Origin of the sequence: Labrenzia sp. THAF191a (genome assembly GCF_009363335.1) — a bacterium.
In the GTDB taxonomy this organism is placed as follows: domain Bacteria; phylum Pseudomonadota; class Alphaproteobacteria; order Rhizobiales; family Stappiaceae; genus Roseibium; species Roseibium algicola.
The window spans coordinates 5,125,618-5,148,297 of record NZ_CP045333.1 but is presented as its reverse complement, the minus strand read 5'-3'; the positions used below and the strand labels follow the sequence as shown (position 1 = coordinate 5,148,297).

Sequence of the window (22,680 nt, the reverse complement as noted above, 5' to 3'; positions counted from 1 at the left end):
GAGCAATGGCAACTTCACCAGGTCGAAATACTGTTTCCGCAGAGCGCTTGCAAAGTTTCGTGGACCGTATCGAGCGTATACGGGCTGAGAAAAAGCAGCTTGCCGAAGACGAAAAGCTCGTGTTCGCCGAATTGAAGGCTGAGGGCTTTACCCCTGCGCGGGTGCGCGATGTTCTGAAGATCCGCGCAGCCAAGCCCGGCGATTACGACGAAGCAAAATCCGAGCTTGATATGTATCTGCACGCGCTCGGTATGGAGCGCGAGTCGCCGCTGTTTCAGGCGGTTGGCCTTATGGACGTGGACGTTGCCGCGCGTGATCAGGTCATAGAGGCCTTCAAAATGCTGGTGCCGAAGAAAGGCGAAATTATCGTCAAGATCGGCAAGAAACCCGTGCGGCTTTACCGCGATGCGGACGGTGAAGCGCAGGCGGAAGACTACCGTGAACCTAAAGCTGCGCCGGTCGACCCTGCGGCCCGCCCGCGTCCTGCGCGCCGTGACGCCCCTGATGTTGATGAGGCGGGTGCAGAAGCACTCGGACGGGAGGCGTACAAGGCAAATGAGCCGATAACCTCCAATCCGTTCGCCTGGGATGACAAGCGCAGGCAGGCCTTTGACAAGGGCTGGCGTGATGCATCCGGCACCGATGGCATGGGTCCGGGTGGTGATTGATGATGCGACAGGTGCCACAGAACCTTGAAACTTTTGGCGACATCCTGGAACCGCAAGAGGCGGTCGAGCCGATCCTGGCCGCGCCTGTGCGGTCGGCGCTCATGGAATGGCTTGAAGAGATTTGGGCCAAAGATGAGTTGGAGGCGGTCGGCCTGAAACCTCGCCGGCGGGCACTCTTCACCGGCATTCCTGGCACCGGCAAAACAACGCTCGCGCATCATCTGGCTGCGCGGCTGGGGTTGCGCATGCTGGTCGTTAGGCCTGAGCGTGTCGTTTCCATGTACGTCGGTGCGAGCGCGGTCAACATTGGTGCTCTTTTTCGGGCCGTCCAAGGACAGCCTGAGCCGATTTTTCTGTTCTTCGATGAATTCGACAGCATCGCTGCGAAACGTATGGGCAGCGGCCATAACAAAGTTGGCGAGCAGGACCATAATCACCAGATCAACGCGCTTCTGAAGAGCTTGGATAGTCTGGAAACGTTCGCAGTTGCGGCCACGAATTTCGGGGACAGGATCGACGAAGCTGTCTGGCGCCGATTTGAAATTCAGATCGACTTGAAAGCGCCGGGCGAGGGTGAACGGCGGCGAATTCTTCAGCGCTATTTTGCTCCATTTGTTCTTCCTGACATGGCCCTGGCGGCGCTCGCTGAAGCGATGGAAACGGCCACCCCCGCCCTCATGCGCCAATTTTGCGAGCACATCAAACGGCAGATCGTCGTAGGGCCGCGCTCGGGGTGGGAAATGAACCGCGAAGCGGTGCTTTCGCGCGTGTTGGAAACGGTAAAGCCGCATCCCGATTCCGGATTGCCGCGGCTTTGGTCCCGCGGGCTGGCTGACCGCGCTTGTTCTGCGGTGCCGTGGCCGCTTGAAACATCCCTTGACGATTATCCGCACGTGGAAACTGCGCCAGCTGTTGGCGGTGTCGTCACTGAACTCAGGCCGAAGGGGCGGGGCAAGTGATGCCGAAACGTATCCAGATGACCAGAACAAAGCCTTGGCGCTGCGACGCGCCGGATGCCGTGATCGTTGACCGCACGTCGAAATGGGGAAACCCGTTCAAGGTGGGGGCTGACCTGCCGGGCATGCCGGGCCAGCCGATGGATGCCGAAGACGCGTGCCAGTGTTTCGAGATTTTCACGATTCCAGAATTGCCGGTGCATGAGCTGGCCGGAAAGGATCTGGCGTGCTGGTGCGCGCTGGATGCGCCGTGCCACGCCGACGTGCTGCTGAAATATGCCGCGCGCTGCACCGCCGACAAGGGGGTGACGCATGGCCGATAAAACCAAGATCGAATGGACCGACGCGACCTGGAACCCGGTGACGGGTTGTTCGCTTGTTTCCGAAGGCTGCCGGTATTGCTACGCAGCCGACCTAGCCGCCAGCCGGCTCAAAAATCATCCGTCGCGCAAGGGCCTTGCCAAGCGCAACGCGGCCGGTGTGGCGCAGTTCACCGGCGAGGTGCGGTTCAACGAAAAATGGGTCGACCAGCCGCTGCACTGGCGCAAGCCGCGCCGGATATTCGTCTGCGCGCATGCGGACCTGTTTCATGAAAACGTGCCAGATGAATGGATCGACAAGGTGTTCGCCGTCATGGCGCTGTGTCCGCAGCATACGTTCCAGGTGCTGACAAAGCGTCCGGAGCGGATGCGCAGATACCTCAGCGATGTTCAAGCGGCCCGCTGGATGGTCATTGAAGGTGAAGCGCGGGCGATGGGGTTTGACCCGAACGCGATGAATGCCGCTGGATTCGAACGGCTCGCGAACAAGGGCTTTTTGCCAAATGTCTGGCTTGGCGTTTCGATCGAAGATCAACCGACTGCCGACACCCGCATTCCTTACCTTATGAAAATTCCTGCCGCGGTTCGGTTTGTATCCGCCGAGCCCCTGCTAGGGCCGGTGGACCTGACGCGGCATCTCGATCCTTGTCTGGAGCATTGCACCCATGGGTGCTGCGCCGAACATGAATGGGAATGTTATTCCATGTTCGACACGCTCGATTGGGTCATCGTCGGCGGCGAAAGCGGCGACCATGCACGGGCAATGAACCCGCAATGGGCGCGGGCACTGCGCGACCAGTGCGCGGCCGCTGGGGTGTCGTTTCTTTTCAAGCAGTGGGGTGTCTGGCTGCCACGTAGCCATGCTGCGCATCTTGGCGACGAAATCAACGACCTGCCGTTCGGCGAGTTTCACGCACCGGACGGCGAGTGGATTGATTGCTGCCTTTGTTCCGAGGGCGCGGCAGACATGCCGATGTTCCGTGTCGGAAAAGCTGCCGCTGGTCGAGTCCTGGACGGCGTGACGCACGACGGGTTTCCGGAGGTGCGGGTTGATGCGTGACCTTCTGACAGATCTGCCGGCCGTTGCCGGGCGTCCTGGCGGGCGCGAGCTGATCATCGATTGCTTTGCCGGTGGTGGCGGGGCGTCGACCGGCATCTTTCAGGCCCTTGGCCGCCATCCGGATATCGCGGTGAACCATGACGCCGAGGCGCTGGCCATGCACCGGGCGAACCATCCGTCGACGCTGCATGTTTCCAAGAACATCTACCAGGTCGACCCGATGGACCTTTGCCATAATCGGCCGGTTGGCCTGCTCTGGGCCTCGCCCGACTGCAAGCACTTCTCCAAGGCGAAAGGCGCGCGGCCGGTCAAGCGCAATATTCGCGACCTTGCCTGGACTGTCGTCACCTGGGCAAAGCGTGCCCGGCCGCGCGTGATCATTCTTGAGAACGTCGAGGAATTCTTGACGTGGGGTCCGGTGGTGCCGGATGGCGAGGGCGGATACAAACCCTGCAAGGACCGTGCGGGCGAAACCTTCGACAAGTGGGTGAAGGACCTGAAGCGCCACGGATACCGCGTCGAGTGGCGCGAGCTGCGCGCCTGCGACTATGGCGCGCCGACGATCCGCAAGCGGTTGTTCGTGATCGCGCGGCGGGACGGCAAGCCGATTGTCTGGCCGGAACCGACGCACGGTGCGCCGGATGACCCGGCGGTGATCGCGGGCAAAAAGAAGCCCTGGCGCACGGCGGCGGAAATCATCGACTGGTCACTGCCGTGCCCGTCCATTTTCGATACCTCGGAAGAGATTTTGCAAAAGCACGGCGTGCGCGCCAAGCGGCCGCTTGCCGACGCGACCTTGCGGCGGATCGCGCGCGGCGTCATGCGCTACGTGATCGATGCAAAAAAGCCGTTTCTGGTTGTCTGCAATCATGGCGGTGACTGGTTCCGGGGGCAGGGGCTGGATGAACCCATGCCGACGCTGACCGCCTCGCGCGATGCCTTCGGGCTGGTAATGCCTGCCGTGGCACCCGTCGTTTCCTATGCACAGCAGGGCGGCGGAAATCGATCGGCAGAAACCCCGCTGCATACGCTGACGGCCAGCGCGAAAGATCAGAATTGCCTTCTGGTGCCGTCCCTTGTCGGCTGCGGTGGCAGGGCCGGGCAAAGCGCGCCGCGGGGTGGCGACATGCCGGTGAACACCCAAACCGCAAAGGCGGACGGGTGTCTGGTTTCCGCCTTCCTGGCAAAGCACAACACGGGCGCGACAGGGGCGCCGCTCTCCGGTCCTGCGCCGACGATAACGGCGAACGGTTTTTCGAAGCGTCCGGGCGGCGCTGCGCCTGTCGGGCTTGTGTCCGCTCACATGCTGTCGATGCGTGGCAGTGACCGGCGGGACTATCCCGCCGATGCCCCTGCGCGAACGGATTCGGCTGGCGGCAATCATGAGGCTGTCGCGGCTGCGTTCCTGTCGCGGCAGTTCGGCAATTCTGTCGGATCTGATGCGGGCGATCCTGTCGGCACGATCACTGCCGGCGGTGCGGGCAAAGCGGCCATCGTCGCGGCGTTTCTGAATACCTACTACGGCACCAGCGAAGCCCATGGGCTGGACGCGCCGATGGGAACGGATACCACGCGCGACCGCCGGTCGCTGGTAACCGTGGAAATCGACGGCCAGTCTTACGCAATCGTCGATATCGGCATGCGCATGCTGACACCGCGCGAACGGTTCCGGGCGCAGGGCTTTCCGGATAGCTACCGGATCGAAACAGGCATCGGCGAGGACGATCAGGAAGTCGCTTTGAGCCAGTCGGCGCAGGGGCGCATGTGCGGAAATTCCGTCTGCCTTGATATCGCCGAGGCTCTTGCCGGCGCCAACGTGCCCGACCTGGTGGTGCGCGAGGTGGCGGCATGAGTGAACAGGCGGAACGCTTTGTCATCACGCGTGGCGCGGAAAGGGCGTTGCCGGACCCGTGTCATCGTCGCCGGGTGCTGATGGCGCTCGCCGAGGCGCACACGGCGGGGCCGCTGCGGATTGAAACGCAGGAGCTGGGCGAGCGCACCGGCCTGGGCGCGTTCGTGCTTTGGCAGGTGCTTATGGATCTGCACCGCGCCAAGTACCTGCAGGCCTTCAACATCGGCGGGCTGATGACGGTTCGCTTTCCCTTCGATTTTCCCACTGATCACCCGGCTTATGTGCATGTGTCGCCGGGCAGCACAAAGGAGGCTGCCAATGGATAGGTTCTGGATCAATTTCCGGGCTTACCGGCGGATGTGTGCCGACAGGCCTGCGGACGAACGAAAGCGCCTGCGGGCAGCCCTGCGCGCCGGGCCTATCTGCGCGCCTCTTCCGTTCCTGGAAGAGTTCGTGAAGCGCCTGAACGCGCACGACATCGACCTGGACGCCTTGCTGAAAGCCGGGGGTGCCAAATGAGCCATGAGGCGACCAATTGGGCGATCAAGCAGAAGGGCTTGCCGCCCGCTGCCAAGATCGTGCTTTGGCACCTTTGCGACCGCTACAATCCGGACTTTGGCTGTTTCCCCTCGCAGGACGCTTTGGCGCGGGATTGCGAGATATCGCGGGCGACGTTGAACCGTCATCTGGACGCCTTGGAAGAGCGCGGATTGGTGGCGCGGGAAGCCCGGCGCGACGAACGCACGCGCAAGCAGTTGTCCACACGCTATCGTCTTGGATTTGAAGCGGATTTTGAGCCTGCGGAAGGCGCAAAGCCGTGTCGCGAAATGAGACACGGGAATGAGGCCGAAACCGTGTCTCAAAATGCGCAAAAGCCGTGTCTCAAAAATGACGATTCCCGTGTCTCAAATTGCGACACTAACCCTGTAAGGGAACCAGTAAGAGAACCAGTAATTGAGAGAGAGCGTGCGAGCGAGCGCGAAGAGGGGCAGGAAGACGACACGCCCACGGTGAGCCGTGAGGCATGGGCAAGACGCTTCCGCAAGGCACATGCCGAGTGGCCGACCTATGCCGACGACAGCCCGGAACAGACCGAAAAGGCCTGGTTCGCGCTTTCGGAAGAGGATCGCAACAGCGCTGTCGAGCACATGCAGGCCTATCTGCATCACATCAAGAACGACCTGAAACGCAAGGCAATCTGCCGGTTTTCGGTCTATCTCAAGGAAAAACGCTGGGAGCGTTTGCCGGAAAAAGCACGGTCTGCCGGCGGTGGCGTTCAAGTCGCTCTGCCGTTCGGCAAGTCCTGGGGTGCGCTGCGGCTGTCGGTTCTGATGGGCGAGCCTGACGGCCCGCCGCCGCGGTTGACTTCCGTCGAAGAGCGGCTGTGCGCTGATGGCAAATACGATCGGGATGAACTGATGCGCGGCAAGTGGGCACGCTGCGGCTGGCCGAAGGTCAACATGATGCAGGACGACGCCATGCATCGGCACAAGGGGCGCAAGGTCGACGCTGTCGCCGAGCGGCTGGGGGCAGACTTCGTGCAGGTGCCTGTCGGCTCTGCCGGCTGGAAGGCCTGGCAGGCGCTGCACGAAGAACGCGGCTGGCCATGGTTCGAGGGTGATCTTGGCCGGGTCGAGTGGGTCTACTTCCCGGCTTCGCCGGATGCGCCGGACAGCTACGCCAGCCCTCTGGAAGCCGTTCGGGCGGCGATGGCCCGATTTGAAACCGAACATGCAGCACTCACGCAGAAGGACGCAGCGGAATGACACAGGAAAAGGTGAAGCGGCCGGAAACTGTTCACAACCTGGAACTGTTCAAGCAGCTGGTTATGGGGTGCGCGGTCGAGTGGGTGGTTATCCACACAAACCCGAAATGCGAGAAACGGGCAGAAGCCGGGCTGATGGCCAAGGGGCTTTTGGCCTATCTGCCGATGGAATGCATCGAGCGGCAGTATGGCCTGAATACCAAGAAAAAGGCTGGCGGAACTTATGTCACCAGGCGGCCGATGTTTTCCCGGTATCTCTTCGCCGGCATCGATCGGAGCAAGGGGCAGACGGTCGACGACGTGCGCGGCTGCGACGGTGTCGAAGGCGTTGTTTGCTTTAGCGAAAGCGGCGTCCCGACACGTGTCAGCAAGGCCGATCTTTGCAGGGTGATTGACGTCTCGCACGGCACCTATGAAGGCGAGAAGGTGCCGGACGGTTTCATTGCCTGGATAGCCGAACTGGAAAGCGGCTGCATGCTCGGCATGGTCAAGGGGGCATGGGCCGGAATTGACTTTGCCTTTACCGGCTATGACGAAGCCAAGAGGCGCGTTCACGGGACGATAGACAGCAAAATCGGCAAGGTGCTGGTGAACGTCCCTGTTGACGCTGTGAAACGTCCTGAGGTATCCAAAGTGCAGGACGATTCGTCGGACCCCTCGGGCACGGGTGAGAGTATTCACCACACAAACGGAGCGACTGAGGCGGCGGACCCAGCCAATTGAAACGCCAGATAGGCGGTGTTGGCGCAATGGGTTTCTATGGCGAATGCAACGGCTCGCAGCGATGCGGGCCTTTTTCATGTCTGGATCATGGCAAAACTCACCAACCTTAAGCCGATGCTTGGCAGGGCGCCGTCGCGTGTCCGGTCGATGCCTAAGATCGCCGCGAGCTTCTACAAGTCGCCTGAGTGGCGAAAGCTTGTGGCAAGCATCAAGCGCGAACGCGGCTGCAAGTGCGAGCGCTGCGGATCGACGCAGCGTGTCATTGCCGACCACATCATCGAGTTGAAAGACGGCGGCGCGCCGCTGGATAGATCCAACATCGAGTTGCTCTGCCATGCGCATCACCAGCAGAAGACCTCGCAAGCGCGCGGCGCACGTGCCGCTGGCCTGACCTGACCGGGGAGGGGGTGGGTCGATCCTGAAACCCGGTCGCCGCCCTGCACCACCGCCCCTCTCATTTGGAGATTTTTTTCCTGTGAGCCAAGAATTTGACCTGTTCGGCAACCCGATTGTGACTGGCCAGAAAGGCCGGGGACGGCCGAAGCATGTGCCGACGCCGGAAATAGAGAACAAAATCAAGATGTTGCTGTCATTCGGTTGGAGCAATGAACGGATTGCCCGCGCGGTTGGCGTCTCGCAGCCGACTTTGAGGCGGAATTATTTTCAGGTGCTCAAACTGCGCGACTATCAGCGCGACATGATGACGGCCGCCAAGGCCATGAAGCTTTGGGAACTTGGAATGGCCGGGAACGTCGGGGCGTTCAAGGCATTCGAAAAGCTCCTGGAACGCAACGACATGATGAAGCTCGATGCCGACTTGCGGGACATGCAGAACGCTCGCGACGATGAGCAGGAAGACGAAATCGCGCCGCGCAAGCTCGGAAAGAAAGAGCAGGCGCAGGCTGATGCCGAAAGCGCGATGCGAAGCGCGGGCGATTGGGGCGGCGACCTTGCCTTCCGGGGTTCCGTCAACTGATGTCGGCCGCTGCGCAGAAAACGGACCTGTCCTGGTCGACGGCTTGTCCGGACTGGAAGGAACGTATCGTCGGCCGCAAGTCGCTGATACCGGATCTGCCAATATTTGACGACGAAGCCGAACGGGCGTTGCGTATCTTCAAGCGCCTGCGGGTGCCGGACATCATCGGGACGCCGACTTACGGCGAAGTTTGCGACGAATGGGTTTTTGACCTGGTACGTGTGATCTTCGGATCATTCGACGTCAAGACCAAACGCAGAGCGCTGCGTGAATTCTTCCTCTTGGTACCGAAGAAGAACGGCAAGTCATCGATCGCGGCGGCGATTATGGTGGTCGCCGCGATCCTGAATATCCGACCAGAAGCGGAATTACTGCTGATCGCGCCGACCAAGAAAATTGCCGAGATTGCCTTCAAGCAGGCAGTTGGCATCATCCGGCTGGACGAAAAGCTGGACGCGGTCTTTCAGGCTCAAAACCACCAGAAGACAATCACGCACCGGGTTTCGCGGGCGATGATCATCATCAAAGCAGCAGAGGCCGACGTCATCACCGGATCGAAGGCAACCTTTATCCTGATCGATGAAACGCACGTGTTCGCAATGAAAGCCAAAGCGGCCGACATCTTCGTCGAGATACGCGGCTCGCTGGCGGCTCGGCCTGATGGCTTCCTGCTACAGATCACGACGCAGAGCAAAGCACCGCCTGCTGGTGTCTTCAAGGAAGAGCTGACCATTGCCCGCCAGGTGCGCGACGGCGAACTGGATTTGCCATTGCTGCCGATCCTGTACGAGCTGCCGTTTGAAGTGGCGAACGACAATGGATGGCGGGATCCGAAAACGTGGGGGATGGTCAATCCGAACCTGAACAGGTCCGTTGACGAAAAGTTCCTGCGAGATGAGTTGATCAAGGCCGAAGCCAAGGGAACCGCCGCTCTTCTGCTGTTTGCCTCACAGCACCTGAATGTCGAAGTCGGTCAGTCGCTCGGCGGTTGGCGTGGATCGCATTTCTGGGCAAAGCAGCAAATGCCCGAGTTAGCGGGCCTTGAAGCACTTCTCGAAAAATCGGAAGTCGTGACGGTCGGTATTGACGGCGGCGGCCTTGACGATCTTCTCGGCGTTTCCGTGCTCGGTCGCCATCGCGAAACCCAGCACTGGCTTTGCTGGGGGCATGCTTGGGCGCAACGCGACGTCCTGGTGATCCGCAAGGAAATCGCCCAACAACTGACCGACTTCGAAAAGGCCGGCGAGCTGACGTTCTGCGACGACGCGACAAGCGATATCGAGGGTGTCGCCGAGGTCTGTAAGCAGGTTTTTGCCTCGGGTCTCATGCCGGAAAAATACGGGGTTGGGCTTGACCCGATGGGTGTTGCAGCCCTTGTCGACGAACTTGCCCGTTGCGGTATCGGTGGCGACCTGGTGACGGGCGTCAGTCAGGGCTTCCGGCTGTCGTCAGCCGTCTGGGGCATCGAGCGTAAGCTGAAAGACGGGACGCTTTGGCACGGTGGCCAAGGCCTCATGTCCTGGTGCGTCGGCAACGCCCGCGCAGAGCAGCGCGGAAATGCCGTGCTGATCACAAAGGAAACTGCCGGCAAGGCAAAAATCGACCCGCTTGTCGCGCTCTTCAACGCGGTGAAGCTGATGGAAGTCGGGCCGGAAGCGGCCGGAACCGCCGCGGCTTGTCCGTGGGATGACCCTGAATTTTCACTGGTGGCCTGATGAGATTTCCCGGATTCGGTCGCAAGCGTGAAACCCGCGCCGCGACCATAGAAAACCCGACCGTGAAAGTAAGCGCGGAAAACTTCATGGAGTTTTTCGGCTTGCATGGTGGCGGGGTTCCTGCCGTCACCATTGAAAGTGCTCTCAAGGTGCCAGCCTTGCAGGCCGCCGTGCTGTTCCTGAGCCGCACACTGGCGACGGTTCCCTTGCAAGCGTTTCGTCGCACAGAGAACGGGCCGGAACGGATCGTCGGCAAGCTGCAGACTGTCCTGGAAGAGAACCCGAACGACGAAATGGATACGTCGAAGTTTCGGCGATACTTCTGGGAACAGGTATTCACCGGCGGGCGCGGCCTTGCCTGGATTGAAAAACGTGGAAATGGCATTGAAGCTATCTGGCCGATGGACCCGACGCGCACCAGCGTTCGTCGCACAGGCCTGCGGCTGGTCTATACCTTTGATGGTCGAGACTATCCGGCCAGCGAGATAATCGACATTCCGTTCATGTTGAAGCCAAACGGCGTCCAGCATCGTGGGCCGATCGCTCTCGGCGAAAAGGCCATCCAGCTTGCGCTTTCAATGAACGAATATGGCTCGATGTTCTTCGCCGGTGGCGGCATCCCGCCGCTGGCTGTCGAAGGGCCAATGCCCGCAAACGCCGAAACGATGAAACGGGCGATCGACGACATCAAACGCGCAATCGAAGTTGCCCGCGAAAGCGGTAAGCCGCTGTTTCAGATGCCGCCTGGATATAAGATTTCGCAGATCGGCTTTGACCCGGAAAAGGGTCAAATGACCGAAGCGCGGCTTTTCCAGGTGCAAGAGATTGCTCGCGTCTATCAGATGCCACCGACATTCCTGCAGGATCTTAGTCGGGCGACGTTTTCCAACGTCGAGCAGAACGACTTGCATCTGGTCAAGCACCTGGTCGTGCAGTGGTGCACGGCGCTTGAAGGTGAACTGAACCTGAAACTGTTCGGCCGGATGAATGGCAACCGTTATGTCCGTCACGACCTGGACGGCCTGATGCGCGGTGACTTCAAGAGCCTGATCGAAGGCATTGTGCGCGGCGTCCAGGGGGCAGTGCATACGCCGAATGAAGCGCGCGAGCGGTTCGGGTTACCGAAGGTGAAAGACCCGGCGGCCGATCAGTTGCACATCCAGGGGGCAACCGTTCCGCTCGGGACGCAGTTGCAGGTTTCCAATCAACCCAATCAGGAAAACGAGGGTGACGATGGCGAGCAAGCCTGACACAGAAACGCGTTGCGTGGTCCGGGCTGTTGAAGCGCGGGCAGCCGATGATGGCCGAATGACTGTTGCGGGCTACGCGGCAGTGTTCAATCGGGACGCCGATATCGGCGGTTGTTTCATTGAAACGTTGCTGCCCGGCGCGTTTGCCCGGTCCATCTCAGAAAAAGACGTGTTGGCTTTCTTTAATCACGATCGAGGTCGTGTGCTCGGCCGGAAGTCAGCCGGCACCTTGCGCCTGAGGGAAGACAGCAAGGGGCTTGCCGTGGAAATCGACCTGCCGGACACGTCGGACGGGCGTGACGTCAAGGCGCTGGTCGAGCGCGGCGATCTTTCAGGCATGTCGTTCGGTTTCCACGTGACGAAAGAGCAGTGGGACGACAACGGCGACGTGCCAAAACGAACGGTAATGGAGGTGGAGCTTATCGAAGTATCCGCCGTGTCCTTGCCAGCCTATGACGGTACAAGCCTCGCCATGCGCTCGCTTGAGGCGGCGCGGGCAGATCGTCGGCAGAAAAATTTCAGCGCAGCGCAACGTCGTCTGCGGATGAAAGTGAACCTGGACGCAAGAGTCCGGAGTAAAGCCTAAGGCGCGCGCCTGAAGGCCCAACCCCCCAAAACTGAACAGGAGTTAGTTCCATGGCAAAACGCATCAAGGAGCTGCGGGAAAAGCAGGCGCGCCTTGTCGAAGAAGCGCGCGAACGTCTCGACCAGATCACTAGCGAAACCGATGAAGCGCGGGCGAAGGAACTGGAAGAGCAGCACGACGCAGCGATGGCCGAGCACGACCGGCTGGAAAAACAGATCGAGCGCGAAGAGCGCCTGGCAGGCATCGAGAAGCGTCACGAAGAGCGCATGCAGCAGGATCGCGAACGGCGCCGGCCCGTGAACGACACTGAAGGGCGCGGCAGTGATGAACCGGGTGACGGTGTCACTTACCGCGAGGTCTTTGCGCAGATGGTCTGCGGTGTGTCGCCGGTCGACATGACGTCGGAGGAAAGGGCGACCCTGCAGCGCGGTGCTACGAATTTTGAACAGCGCATTCAGACCGGTGCAGCGCCTACTGGTGGCGGCTATACGGTCCCGACTGAGCTTGCGAATGAAATCATCCGCAGCATGGCGATGTGGGGGCCGATGTACGACGAAAACATCTGCACCGTGATGAACACGGCTTCGGGTAATCCGATCCCGATCCCGACCGTCAACGACACTGCCAACGAAGCTGCCGAACATACCGAGGGAGCGGATCTGACTGACGATGGCGGTGCAGATGTCGTGTTCGGGCAGAAAACATTGAACGCCTATTCCTATGACACCGAATTCATTCGCTGGTCGTGGGAGCTGGATATGGACTCCATTTTCAACATGGAAACCCTGCTTGGTTCGCTTCTGGGTGAGCGTCTCGGGCGCATTGCAAACCGCCGTTTGACGACCGGAACCGGCGCAGATGCACCGCATGGCGTTGCTACTGCTGCAACGGTCGGCAAAACCACGGCTGGCGCAAGCGCCATTACTTGGGACGAAATCATGGAACTGGAACACTCGGTCGATCCCGCTTATCGCGCATCACCGAAGTGCCGTTACATGTTCAATGACAACACTCTGCTCGCCTGTCGCAAACTGAAAGACGGTCAGGGGAACTACCTCTGGCAGAAAGGCAATGTGCAGGAGGGCACGCCCGCGCTCTTCAATAACAAGCCGTACTCGATCAACCAGCACATGGCGAGCATCGGTACCGGGAACCGTCCGATGGTGTTCGGCGACTTCGGCAAGTATTTCGTCCGCAAGGTCGGCAGCCCCGTGATCGGCGTCCTGCGCGAACGCTTCTGGCCGCAGCTTGGCATTGCCGGTTTGATCCGCTTCGACGGCGAGCTCGGCGATACCGACGCCATCAAGGCAATGGCGAACGCCTAATCCAGCCTGGTTCCGCTTTCTAAGGCGGGCGCCCTTTGGGCGCCCGCTCTGTGAGCAGAAGGAGGTATACGGAATGAAAATCACGATGAAAACGGGCATGGCAGGCAAAGACTTCGCCCTTGACCCCGGTGAAACAACTGAGCGCTTTTCGGATGCAGAAGCCAAGCGTTTGATTGCTGCTGGCATTGCCGAAAAGGCGACGAAAGGTGATGTGACTGTCGGATCGTTGAAGAAAGAATTGAGCGAAGTCACCGCCGAGCGAGACAAGCTGACGAAGACGGTTGAAGTTCTGCAGGACGATCTGCGTGCGACAAAGGATGCTTTGACCGCGCTTGAAGCGGCATTCGACGCGAAGGCAACAGAAGAGACTTCAGATCCCGCAGCACCCGAGGTTCGCGGCTAATGTGGTACGCGGCAACGGTGACAACTGCGCCGGCCGGCCTTGTCGTCGCCGTTGCTGATGTCAAGACGCGGCTGCGCGTTGACACCGCTGACGACGATGCCAGCATCCAGGGTCTCATTGAGGAAACCACGCAGGAAGCGGAAAGTTATTGCAATCTTTTCCTGCGCCGGCAGACGCTCGATATCGTCTGCGATTGCTGGGCCGACCTGGAACGTCTTCCGGTCGGACCTGTGCCGGCCGGTGGCATAAATTCAATCGACTATACCGATCCGGACGGCAGCGCCCAAACTGTTGCCGTCGAAGACTATGAGTTGCGCTTGATTGGCCTGAAAGGGCTTGAGGCGCAAATCAAGCCTGTCTACGGCCTTTCCTGGCCAAGCATCCAGACCGGTTCCCGCATTACAATCGGCCTCGATGCTGGCTATGACGCCTTACCGCTCGACGTGCGCCTGGCGATCTACGAGCGCATCGCGGAACGGTATGAAAACCGTGAGACGCGTGCGACGGGCAGTTTCAGCAGCTGGGATGCAATGCTGATCAATTACCGGCGCGGTATCTGATGGCCCGGTTTGCCAAACTCGACAAGCGGCTGCGCTTCGAAGTCCGTGCGGTGGCAGATGACGGACACGGAAACGAAGAGTCCGGAGACTGGACTGCGCAATTCACGGTTTGGGTGAAGGTGCGCGAGCTGCGCGGTGGCGAAAGCGTGATCGCTGATCGCCTGTCCGGCAAGACACCCGCAATCCTGACCGTGAGGGATAGCAGCGAAACGCGTCAGATTATTCCGGAGTGGCGGGCGGTCGACGTCAATTCCGGCGCTGTCTGGAACGTGCGGGAAGATCCGCGCGAGGCAGATAACGCGGGATATCTGGATTTCCTGGCGGAAAAGGGCGTCGTGACCTGATGACGGCAAAGATGCAGGGGCGCGCTGAACTGCAGCACAAACTCGCGCGGATGCGCAAAGCGGCGAGGGAAGTTGCGCCGCAGGCCGTCGTCAAGCAGGCAGAACGCCTTGCGGCAGTCCAAAGGACACTTGCTCCTGAAGATGATGGCGACCTGATCAAAAGCATTGTCGTCACCAAGCCAGGCGAAGCGACGCCAGCCTATAGCCAGCCTGGCGGTGCGCGGGTCGCCGGCGAGACAGAAGCGCTGGTAACGGCGGGTAATTCCGAAGTGCGATACGCGCACTTGGTCGAATACGATACAGCGCCGCACATCAACGAAGGCCGTTTCGCTGGTTCGCAGCACCCCGGCACGACCGCGCAGCCGTTCTTTTATCCTGCTTATCGGCTGTTACGGCGCAGCATCAAAACTCAAATATCGCGGACGCTTAACAAGGCGATCCGAGGTGTTGCCAAGGGTGGACGCGGATGAGCGCTGAAGCTGAATTGCAGAAACTTCTGGTGGACACGATCAAAGGCAACGCGGGTGTGATGGCGATTGCCGGTGGATGCTATGACCGTCCACCGAAAGACCCGTTCAAGGGAAAATCGGCTTACGTCACGCTCGGTTCATTTGAGCAGCTGGAAGATGACTCAGACTGCATTTCCGGCTTTGAATTTACCCAGACGCTGAACGTGTGGTCGAAGGCAGTCGGCGGTGTCGAATGCAAGAACCTGGCAAGCCTTCTGCGCAGACTCCTGCACCGGGCGGACCTGTCGCTTACTACCGACGCCCTGGTGCAGCTTACCGTCGAGCGTGTCGTGACGGGTAAGGCCCGCGATGGGATCACGCATCAAAGCGTCATGACGCTAAGCGGCCAGATCGAAGAAGTCGTCTGAAACCCCAAAACCCTGATTTCCAAGTGGCCGCAATCGTGCGGCCTTTTTCACATGGAGAAATGCGATGGCTGCGCCAGTCACTGAAAAATTCGAAGAACTTGTCCTGGAAGTGGAATTCGATCCGGACGGTTCGCCGGGTACCTATTCCAAGATCTGCGGCATGGTCGACGCGACCGTAACGCGCACCGCGAATATCGACACCGCCGAAGTTCCGGCGGACTGCGACGACGAAAGCCTGCCATTGCAGACTGAGCGTGCGGTGCGGAACCTTGATGTTTCCATTTCGGCTAGCGGTGTATGGGCGCGCGGCAGCAACGGCAAGCTGCTGGATTGGCTTTATTCGGGGCAGCCGCTGAACGTTCGTGTAACCAACGCACAGGCTGCGAGCGGCGACACTGAAATCGAAAGCGGCCCGGCGCTGCTGTCCCAGCTGAACAATTCACGCACCAAGGGTCAGAAGGTCAGCGCCGAAATCGAAATTCAGTTTGACGGCACGCCCGCGCGGACTGCGGCCGCCTGATGCGTGGCGTTTCTCTGACCTGGGCGGGCGGTCATCACCGCTTTGTCCTGGACATCGATCAGTTGCGGGCGTTGCAGCAGTATTGCGACGCCGGCCCGAATTGGGTGCTGCACAGGCTGACCAACGGGCAGTGGCTCGTTGACGACGTGGTGCAGCCGATCCGGCTTGGACTTGAGGGCGGCGGCCTGGCCGCGGAAGAGGCTGAAAAGCTGGTTCGGCTGCACGTAAAAACGCCGCTTGCGCCCTTTGTACTGCCGGCGCGTGTCATCGTCGCCGCGGCTGTCTATGGCGGCGACGATGACACGGACGACGCGCCGGGGGAGCAGATGGCCCCGAAAGCGGACGGGGCGGACTTCCAAGAGGGAAAGTGAAGTGGTCTGACGTCTACCAATGGGCCGGTATTCTCGGTCAGCCGGTGGGCTCCATGACGCTTTTTGAATTCCGCTGCGCCGTCGACGGATACCGGCGCGCCAATGGCGTCGCAGACAGCGTGCCAATCAGTGACAAGCGACTTTCCGAAATGGGCATTGAGGGATTTTAGGTGGCTGACGACCTTCAGAGACTGATTGTCTCCCTGGAAGCACGGATCAATCAGTACGAGCGGAATATGGCTCGGGCTGAACGAAACTCTGACCGGCGCCTCGGTAACATCGAGCGCCGGTTCCAGCGCGCTAACAAGAACATTTCCGCTAGCCTGTCACGCTTTGTCGGCCCGGCTGCTGCTGGACTGGTGAGCGCTGCGACGCTGCGCAGCCTGACGCAGTTGGCAGATGCCAGCACTCGGGTGCAGAACGCCCTGAAGGTGACCGGCGCTGAGGGGGAAAAACTTCGCCAGGTTTATGACGGGCTTTTCGCGAGTGCGCAGCGCAACGCAGCCCCGCTCGAATCCCTGGTAGAGCTTTATTCCCGTGCATCGCTGGTGCAGGGCGAATTGAAAGTCAGCACCGAAGAGCTGCTGAAGTTCACGGACAACGTTGCCCTGGCTCTGAGGGCTCAAGGTGGATCGGCCGAGTCCGCGCGCGGTGCCTTGCTGCAGCTTAGCCAGGCGTTGGGGTCCGGCATCGTTCGCGCCGAGGAATTCAACTCCTTGCTGGAAGGGGCGCCGGCAATCACCCAGGCGGTTGCGGCGGGGCTGGAAGAGGCGGGCGGGTCGGTTGCCAAGCTTCGCAGCCTGGTCGTTGATGGCAAGGTTTCCTCGCAGGCCTTTTTCCGGGCCTTCGAAGCGGGTGCGCAGATCCTGGAAGATCGGGTTGCCAGTGCCGAATTGACGGTCAGTCAGGGTTTCGTGCGTCTGCAGAATGTCCTGATTGATACGGTCGGAAAACTCGACGATTCGACAGGAGCGTCCAACAAGGCGGGGGCCGCGCTCGGGCGGATGGCTACGGCTGTGGAAGGGCTCGGCGACTTCCTCGCGCGTGCGGCAGATGGCCCGTTGGGTGACTTCATTGCCGGCATTGCCGAGGCTGATCGGCTCGCAAAGTCATTTCTTGAAAAGCTGGCCAAGATCTCCCTCAATGATGAGGCCTTCAGTGCCATCGGCAATTTCCTTGCCCCTGCGGAGCTTTCCGAAACCGACAAACTGCTGCAAGAGCGGATCGACCTGATCGAAAAGCTTGAAACGATGCAGCTGACGCCCAATGCCAAAAAGCTTGGGTTTGCGGACACGTTGGCTGCAGAGCGGGATGAAGTTCAAAGGCGCATTGAGGAAATCAATAGTCTTGTCTCGTCAGGTCCAAAAACACGGCCCGTCGTCGGCCCTCGTAACAGTTCTTCCGCTGCGCCAGTACCAGGGTCGAAGCCGTCGAAAGCAGTTTCGCCCGTTTCGCTCGGCGACTACCCGATCGATCCAACAGGTGGCGCAAAAGGGTCCCGTGCTCGGGCCGATGCCTACGCGCGCGAGGTCGAGCAACTGAAGGCGCGGACTGACGCGCTTAATTCAGAAACGCAGATCCTTGGACGTATGGGGCCGCTGCAGACCGACTATGGGTTTGCCATCGAGAAGGCCCGTGCGGCGCGCGAGCTACTGACCGCGGCCGAACAGCAGGGTTTGGAGGTGACGCCGCAGCTTCAGACGCAAATTGACCAGCTGGCAACCGGCTATGCGAATGCGCATGTAGAGGCGCAGCGACTGGCCGAAGGGCAGCAGAGCGCCCAGCAGATGGTGCAGGAGTTTGCCAGTTCCGGTCAGTCAGCATTGAAAGGCTTTATCAGCGATCTCCGAAGCGGCACCGATGGCGCAGACGCTCTCGCAAATGCATTGTCACGCGTTGGGGATCGGTTGCTTGATCTGGCCCTGAACCAAGGCTTTTCGCTACTCGGCGGTGGCCTAGGTGGCGGGGTGGGGCGCGGGGGTTTGCTTGGCGGTGCAATCATCCCCGGCATTCTCCATTCCGGGGGCATGGCTGGCCGTGACGGGTACGGCCATGGCCGGGCCTTCTCGTCATCCCTCTGGAAGAATGCGCCGCGCTACCACGGGGGAACGGATGGTGCCGGGCTCAAACCTGATGAGGTGCCGGCAGTTCTGCTGCGAGGTGAGAGGGTTATTCCGCGCGGCGCCCAGGCTTCCGGCGCAAGTGTCAGCGTCCAGCAATATTTCACGATCAGTGGAACTGTTTCGGATCGTGATGTTCAGCGAATGATGCAGCAAAACAAGGGAGAAACGATCGCAGCGGTAAAGTCTGCTCTTCCTTCCTGGCAGTCGCGCCGCCAATCGGATGGGGCTCTGGCATGACCACATTTTATGAATGGCCCTGCGCGATCCTCCCGGTTGACGTAATCCTGTGGTCGGGCGGTGCCTTTGAACAAGGCCGGATCTCTTTTGCTGAGCTGGACAATACCTACCGCGTTCCCGGTGGGCGTCTGATGGCAAAGGCCAGTTTTGCGGGCGTCCCAAAGTCGAAAGTCAACTGGTACCAGTGGCTGTGCGGTGTTCTGAAAGGCAACATTTTCCGGCTGCCGCTGGATACCAGCGGGCAGGTATCAACGTCTGCAGCAATGAAGGCGGCGGCGGCGAGTTATCCGACTGGTATTCCCTTTTCCAACGATCAGCCATTTTCGACCGGCTATGGTTTTCGATTTCAGCCGACTGCTGATGTCGTCTCTACGGTCCTGGAAGGTGAAACTACGGTCACGTTAGATCTGGTTCGCTGGCCTGGTGTTCTGACACACGGCAAGCTGTTTGGCCTTGGTTACGGTGTCTATCAGGTTCATGAAATCGAGTACGACGACACGGTCGCGACCATAACGTTTGATCCGCCAGCGCGCCGCGACATCCTTGCCGGTGAACTGGCGGAACTGCGGCCGACGTTGTTTTGCAAGGCGGTAAACCCAGACGCGTTCATTGCCGAAGTGAGGCGGGGGCAACTGGCGTCGCCTGGTTCGTTGACATTCCGCGAGGTCGTCGATGCAAACCTATTATGACGCGATCGACGCGCAGCTGGATGTGACGGCCGGTGGGGATCGGCAGATACAGACGGCGGACGCGGTCTATTTCGATATTCTGGATACGCCGGTCAGGCTGTGGGCCGGTATCGGGTCGATGATCACGCCAGACGGTCAGCGCTGGCACGGTTTCATGGGGGCAGATGAAAACGGCGAGGTGCAGAGCCTCTTTCACATCGAACCCTTGGGGGATGTGCGCGACGGTGCGGCGCCTCTTTATGAAATGTCGCTGCACTTCCTGGATGAGGCGACGTTTCTGGAACTGCGCGACATGGCGGCGGCCAAGGTGAAGGGGCGGGACGTGCTCTTTTATTCCGTCCTGCTGCCCAAGAACGGTACCCGTGCGTTGACGCCGCCGGGGGATGCGCACCGCCTGCGCATGCTGGACACGCGCTTTTCTGTCAGCCGGCCGATGGGGCAGGGCGGCGAAACCCAGATCCAGCGCACGATTACCGTCCTGGCGAAGAACCTGAACCAAGGCCGTTCCCTGACGCACTTCGGCGTGATGTCCGACACCGTCCAGCGAGCGCGGTCCAAGCAGCTGTTCGACATCGACGACGACGATTACTGCCAGTTCACCGGCAAGTACGCCAACGGCTACACCATTCAGATCTTCTGACCGGCCAACCGGATCTTTTCACATGAACCAACTGGAAATTGCGATTTCCGCCACGCTGCAAAGCTGGCGGCAAGACCCTTTTACGTGGGAAGACGCAAACTGCGGCAAGCGGCTTGGCGACTATGCCCGCCGTCTGACGGGCTTTGATCCGGCTGCCCATTGGCGCGGCTTTCGCTGTGGTGCCGAGCGCACGCTTGAAGAGGTTCATGCGCAGGGTGGTATGCTCGCCGTGCTCGATACCGCATTGACGCGTGCAGGTTGGAAGCGTGTCCAGGCGCCGGCACGTGGCGACATCATCCTGGCCGACGTTCGGGGCCATGAGGCAAGCGGGCTCTACCTCGGCGATGGCAAGGCAGCCTACAGCCTGGAAAGCGGCGTTCTGACCACTGGCGGCGGTACCGTGCTTGCATCCTGGCGGTGGCCGCTATGAAGCGTCTTCGCGTTCTGCTGCTGGCTTCTACTTTCTTCGTGACAGCGCCGATCGATGCGCACGCGATGCCGCCGGTGGTGGCATTCGTCGCGGGTGCTGGTGCTGCCCTGTTTGGCGGTGCGCCGCTGGTGCTTGGCGGCATTGCGGCGACAACGTCGGCCTATGCGGCTGGGGCTTTTGTCGTCCAGGCGGCGCTTGGCGTGCTTGGCTCCACGCTGGGTGCGGTGCTGTTGAATGCGGCAGTCGGGTTGGCGCTGAATTCTTTCGTCAAGCAGCCAGGCGTTCCCGACATCCCGCGCCCGAAGCCGCAGGAGCTTCAGTCGAATTTCACGCTGTCCGACCAGCCGCGGTTTGTCCTGTGGGGACCGAACCGGGTCGGCGGTGGCATAAGCTTTGGCGAGGCTAAGGGTGGCAAGCTCTATAAACAACCGGCGCATGGCGACAGTGAAGCGACCAGCGAAATCGGCCTCTGGCTGAATGACATTCCGGTATCCCTGGACGGCAACAGCTATGTCGTCCAGGAAGAATTTGTCTTCCACGGCACGAAGTATATTCGCATCTTCAGACGGCCAGGAACCGCCACGCAGGCAGCGCAATCCCAACTGACCAGTGTCTTTCCGGAATGGACGTCCGGCCACGTCGGGGCCGGTGTCGCCGACAGCCTGATGATCATCAATGCGGTCAACCAGGAGGCGCGACAGTACATCTACAAGCACCGGGGCGTGTTCGGTCTGGGTGAGCCGGATCTGACCCGCGCTGCCTATTGGGGGCGTGCGCACGACCCGCGCGTGCCGTCGTCAGATGCTGAAGACCCTTCGACCTGGCCTGCGTCCAACGGCAACCCTGCCTTGATCTGGGCGGCGCACCGAATGGATATCGAGCGCTTTGCGAACTCGGCGGCAGAAATCAATTGGGACAGCGTCGCGACGGCGGCGGATGTCTGCGACGTTGCGATTGTTGACCGCTACGGCGTCTCGGCGCCGCAATATCGATGCGGCATCGCGATCAACAAGCGCGAAGAAAAGAACATCGATGCCGAAAACCGCATTCTATCGAGTTTCGACGGGATGCGGTTCGAAGATAGCGACGGGCGCATAGGTATCATTGCCGGGACCTATTACGAACCTGACGTGACGCTGACAGACGATGATCTTATCGAGGTTGCCAGCGCCGAGGCTGACGACGGCGAAAGCACCTTCACGCATTTCTATGCCGAGTACACCGAACCCGGATACGGCTGGAAGGGTCAGACGTCGGCCGAATACGTGCATCCGGACTGGCAGGAAGGCGATCGGGTAAAGTCGACGTCTGTGTCGCTCTTCCCGGTCTATCTTCACAGGCAGGCAGTGCAACTCGTCAAAGTTGCCGCGAGCAGGCAAAACGAAAAGCGGCGCTTGGCTGTCATCGCAGGCCTGCGTGCCCGACGCCTGAAGGAAAGGCGCACGGTGCGCATCGTCTCGGCGATCGATCCGGGCATCAACGGCGTCTATGAGGTTGCCGGCTTCAAGCGTGAACAAGGCCAGCTGTTTTCGTCGCTTGCCCTGATCAAGATCGGGTCTGATTGGTGGACGCTTGGCGCAGGAGAAGAGGGCGAGCGGCCGAACCTGAATGTTGCCGTCGAAAATGACAATTCGCTGACGAATATCAGTTCCGGCAACATGTCCATTCAGGCAGCCAGCATCGCGGTGAGTGGCGGCAATGCTGCGGCCCGGTTTGTGGCCGCCTTTCCGGCACCGAGTCGGGCAGACCGGTTGGTGCAGATCCAGTACCGGAAAAAAACGACCAGCACGTGGGAGGAAATGTCCGTTCGTGCTGAAGACGGCGCGGCGGCTTCCGACGTCGTCTCCGATGGGGACACGTACGAATTCCGGTGGCGGGTGTGGTCCATCGGTGGCGACGTTTCCAGCTGGTCGAGCATTGTTGAAAGGGTCGCGGTTGCCGATCAGACCTCGCCGGGAACGTTGCAGGCGTTTTCCGTCAGTTCCCCGTCAGCGGGAAAGGTCGATGTCGATTTTACCTCTCCGGACAGCAGCAACTATTTCGCGACCCGGATTTACCGTGCCGGGTATGCGCCCGGATACAGCGGGCCTTACGACTTCGGCGATGCCTCGCAGGTCCGCGACGAGCCTGGTTTCAAAGATACCGCAGACTCCTGGCAAGACAGCGGACTTGCAACGGGTCACTACGCCTATTGGGCAGAGCCGCTGAACGGTTCCGGCGGTGCGGGCACGCGTAGCGGCCCTCAAACTGTCGACGTCGCCTGACGCCACTCAACACCTCAAAACTCAGC

Annotated in this window: 28 protein-coding genes; all 28 read left to right on the top strand. The window is 60.4% G+C overall.

The window, feature by feature from the left end; translation table 11 throughout:
- Positions 1–5 precede the first annotated feature (5 nt).
- The 28 genes from FIV05_RS23615 (at position 6) to FIV05_RS23485 (ending at position 22,654) form a co-directional block, all read left to right on the top strand.
- Entirely contained in the window at positions 6–668 is a 663-nt protein-coding gene (locus FIV05_RS23615; protein WP_173013924.1) for a DUF2312 domain-containing protein, read from the top strand.
- Positions 668–1,627, top strand: coding sequence for an ATP-binding protein (locus FIV05_RS23610; RefSeq protein ID WP_152511190.1), 960 nt, complete (start codon positions 668–670; stop codon positions 1,625–1,627). Before FIV05_RS23615 ends, FIV05_RS23610 begins: the two co-directional genes overlap by 1 nt.
- Positions 1,627–1,947 (top strand): DUF4326 domain-containing protein, encoded by a 321-nt coding sequence (locus FIV05_RS23605; RefSeq protein ID WP_152511189.1) that lies wholly within the window; start codon positions 1,627–1,629, stop codon positions 1,945–1,947. The genes FIV05_RS23610 and FIV05_RS23605 overlap by 1 nt, the downstream gene beginning before the upstream one ends.
- On the top strand, positions 1,937–3,004 hold the full coding sequence (locus FIV05_RS23600; RefSeq protein WP_152511188.1) for a phage Gp37/Gp68 family protein: 1,068 nt from the start codon (positions 1,937–1,939) through the stop codon (positions 3,002–3,004). The genes FIV05_RS23605 and FIV05_RS23600 overlap by 11 nt, the downstream gene beginning before the upstream one ends.
- Positions 2,997–4,856 carry a DNA cytosine methyltransferase gene (locus FIV05_RS23595; RefSeq protein WP_152511187.1) on the top strand — a complete coding sequence of 620 codons (1,860 nt, stop codon included), beginning with the start codon at positions 2,997–2,999 and terminating at the stop codon, positions 4,854–4,856. The genes FIV05_RS23600 and FIV05_RS23595 overlap by 8 nt, the downstream gene beginning before the upstream one ends.
- Complete coding sequence (locus FIV05_RS23590) at positions 4,853–5,182, top strand: hypothetical protein (RefSeq protein ID WP_152511186.1); 330 nt, start codon at positions 4,853–4,855, stop codon at positions 5,180–5,182. Before FIV05_RS23595 ends, FIV05_RS23590 begins: the two co-directional genes overlap by 4 nt.
- Positions 5,175–5,375: a hypothetical protein gene (locus tag FIV05_RS23585; RefSeq protein WP_152511185.1), complete on the top strand. Its 201-nt coding sequence runs from the start codon at positions 5,175–5,177 to the stop codon at positions 5,373–5,375. The genes FIV05_RS23590 and FIV05_RS23585 overlap by 8 nt, the downstream gene beginning before the upstream one ends.
- Positions 5,372–6,622, top strand: coding sequence for a helix-turn-helix domain-containing protein (locus FIV05_RS23580; protein ID WP_152511184.1), 1,251 nt, complete (start codon positions 5,372–5,374; stop codon positions 6,620–6,622). Before FIV05_RS23585 ends, FIV05_RS23580 begins: the two co-directional genes overlap by 4 nt.
- The gene (locus FIV05_RS23575; RefSeq protein WP_152511183.1) at positions 6,619–7,344 is read left to right on the top strand and encodes a transcription termination/antitermination NusG family protein; all 726 of its coding nucleotides are present in this window, start codon (positions 6,619–6,621) and stop codon (positions 7,342–7,344) included. Before FIV05_RS23580 ends, FIV05_RS23575 begins: the two co-directional genes overlap by 4 nt.
- A 36-nt stretch (positions 7,345–7,380) precedes the next feature.
- Positions 7,381–7,740 carry an HNH endonuclease signature motif containing protein gene (locus FIV05_RS23570; protein WP_286202227.1) on the top strand — a complete coding sequence of 120 codons (360 nt, stop codon included), beginning with the start codon at positions 7,381–7,383 and terminating at the stop codon, positions 7,738–7,740.
- A 79-nt stretch (positions 7,741–7,819) separates the two neighbouring features.
- Complete coding sequence (locus FIV05_RS23565; protein WP_209009771.1) at positions 7,820–8,320, top strand: hypothetical protein; 501 nt, start codon at positions 7,820–7,822, stop codon at positions 8,318–8,320.
- Entirely contained in the window at positions 8,320–10,035 is a 1,716-nt protein-coding gene (locus FIV05_RS23560) for a terminase large subunit (RefSeq protein ID WP_152511182.1), read from the top strand. Before FIV05_RS23565 ends, FIV05_RS23560 begins: the two co-directional genes overlap by 1 nt.
- Entirely contained in the window at positions 10,035–11,285 is a 1,251-nt protein-coding gene (locus tag FIV05_RS23555; protein WP_209009770.1) for a phage portal protein, read from the top strand. Before FIV05_RS23560 ends, FIV05_RS23555 begins: the two co-directional genes overlap by 1 nt.
- Positions 11,269–11,871 carry an HK97 family phage prohead protease gene (locus FIV05_RS23550; RefSeq protein WP_152511181.1) on the top strand — a complete coding sequence of 201 codons (603 nt, stop codon included), beginning with the start codon at positions 11,269–11,271 and terminating at the stop codon, positions 11,869–11,871. Before FIV05_RS23555 ends, FIV05_RS23550 begins: the two co-directional genes overlap by 17 nt.
- Positions 11,872–11,921: 50 nt before the next feature.
- Positions 11,922–13,196, top strand: coding sequence for a phage major capsid protein (locus tag FIV05_RS23545; protein ID WP_152511180.1), 1,275 nt, complete (start codon positions 11,922–11,924; stop codon positions 13,194–13,196).
- 73 nt (positions 13,197–13,269) lie between these two features.
- A complete protein-coding gene (locus FIV05_RS23540; protein WP_152511179.1) occupies positions 13,270–13,599 on the top strand; it encodes a hypothetical protein in 330 nt (109 codons plus the stop codon).
- 17 nt (positions 13,600–13,616) lie between these two features.
- Complete coding sequence (locus tag FIV05_RS23535; RefSeq protein ID WP_173013923.1) at positions 13,617–14,159, top strand: head-tail connector protein; 543 nt, start codon at positions 13,617–13,619, stop codon at positions 14,157–14,159.
- The gene (locus FIV05_RS23530; RefSeq protein ID WP_152511177.1) at positions 14,159–14,503 is read left to right on the top strand and encodes a head-tail adaptor protein; all 345 of its coding nucleotides are present in this window, start codon (positions 14,159–14,161) and stop codon (positions 14,501–14,503) included. The genes FIV05_RS23535 and FIV05_RS23530 overlap by 1 nt, the downstream gene beginning before the upstream one ends.
- The gene (locus FIV05_RS23525) at positions 14,503–14,973 is read left to right on the top strand and encodes an HK97 gp10 family phage protein (protein WP_286202226.1); all 471 of its coding nucleotides are present in this window, start codon (positions 14,503–14,505) and stop codon (positions 14,971–14,973) included. Before FIV05_RS23530 ends, FIV05_RS23525 begins: the two co-directional genes overlap by 1 nt.
- The gene (locus FIV05_RS23520; protein ID WP_152511176.1) at positions 14,970–15,380 is read left to right on the top strand and encodes a DUF3168 domain-containing protein; all 411 of its coding nucleotides are present in this window, start codon (positions 14,970–14,972) and stop codon (positions 15,378–15,380) included. Before FIV05_RS23525 ends, FIV05_RS23520 begins: the two co-directional genes overlap by 4 nt.
- A gap of 64 nt (positions 15,381–15,444) precedes the next feature.
- Complete coding sequence (locus FIV05_RS23515) at positions 15,445–15,900, top strand: phage tail tube protein (protein WP_152511175.1); 456 nt, start codon at positions 15,445–15,447, stop codon at positions 15,898–15,900.
- Positions 15,900–16,271: a gene transfer agent family protein gene (locus FIV05_RS23510; protein ID WP_152511174.1), complete on the top strand. Its 372-nt coding sequence runs from the start codon at positions 15,900–15,902 to the stop codon at positions 16,269–16,271. Before FIV05_RS23515 ends, FIV05_RS23510 begins: the two co-directional genes overlap by 1 nt.
- Positions 16,268–16,441 carry a hypothetical protein gene (locus tag FIV05_RS31680; RefSeq protein ID WP_173013922.1) on the top strand — a complete coding sequence of 58 codons (174 nt, stop codon included), beginning with the start codon at positions 16,268–16,270 and terminating at the stop codon, positions 16,439–16,441. Before FIV05_RS23510 ends, FIV05_RS31680 begins: the two co-directional genes overlap by 4 nt.
- Positions 16,442–18,631: a tape measure protein gene (locus tag FIV05_RS23505; protein WP_152511173.1), complete on the top strand. Its 2,190-nt coding sequence runs from the start codon at positions 16,442–16,444 to the stop codon at positions 18,629–18,631.
- Positions 18,632–18,762: 131 nt separating this feature from the next.
- A complete protein-coding gene (locus FIV05_RS23500; RefSeq protein ID WP_152511172.1) occupies positions 18,763–19,320 on the top strand; it encodes a hypothetical protein in 558 nt (185 codons plus the stop codon).
- Positions 19,304–19,960 carry a hypothetical protein gene (locus FIV05_RS23495; RefSeq protein ID WP_152511171.1) on the top strand — a complete coding sequence of 219 codons (657 nt, stop codon included), beginning with the start codon at positions 19,304–19,306 and terminating at the stop codon, positions 19,958–19,960. Before FIV05_RS23500 ends, FIV05_RS23495 begins: the two co-directional genes overlap by 17 nt.
- A gap of 22 nt (positions 19,961–19,982) precedes the next feature.
- Positions 19,983–20,390, top strand: coding sequence for a hypothetical protein (locus tag FIV05_RS23490; RefSeq protein WP_152511170.1), 408 nt, complete (start codon positions 19,983–19,985; stop codon positions 20,388–20,390).
- Positions 20,387–22,654, top strand: a complete 2,268-nt coding sequence (locus tag FIV05_RS23485) for a hypothetical protein (RefSeq protein ID WP_152511169.1) — start codon at positions 20,387–20,389, stop codon at positions 22,652–22,654. The genes FIV05_RS23490 and FIV05_RS23485 overlap by 4 nt, the downstream gene beginning before the upstream one ends.
- Positions 22,655–22,680: the final 26 nt, after the last annotated feature.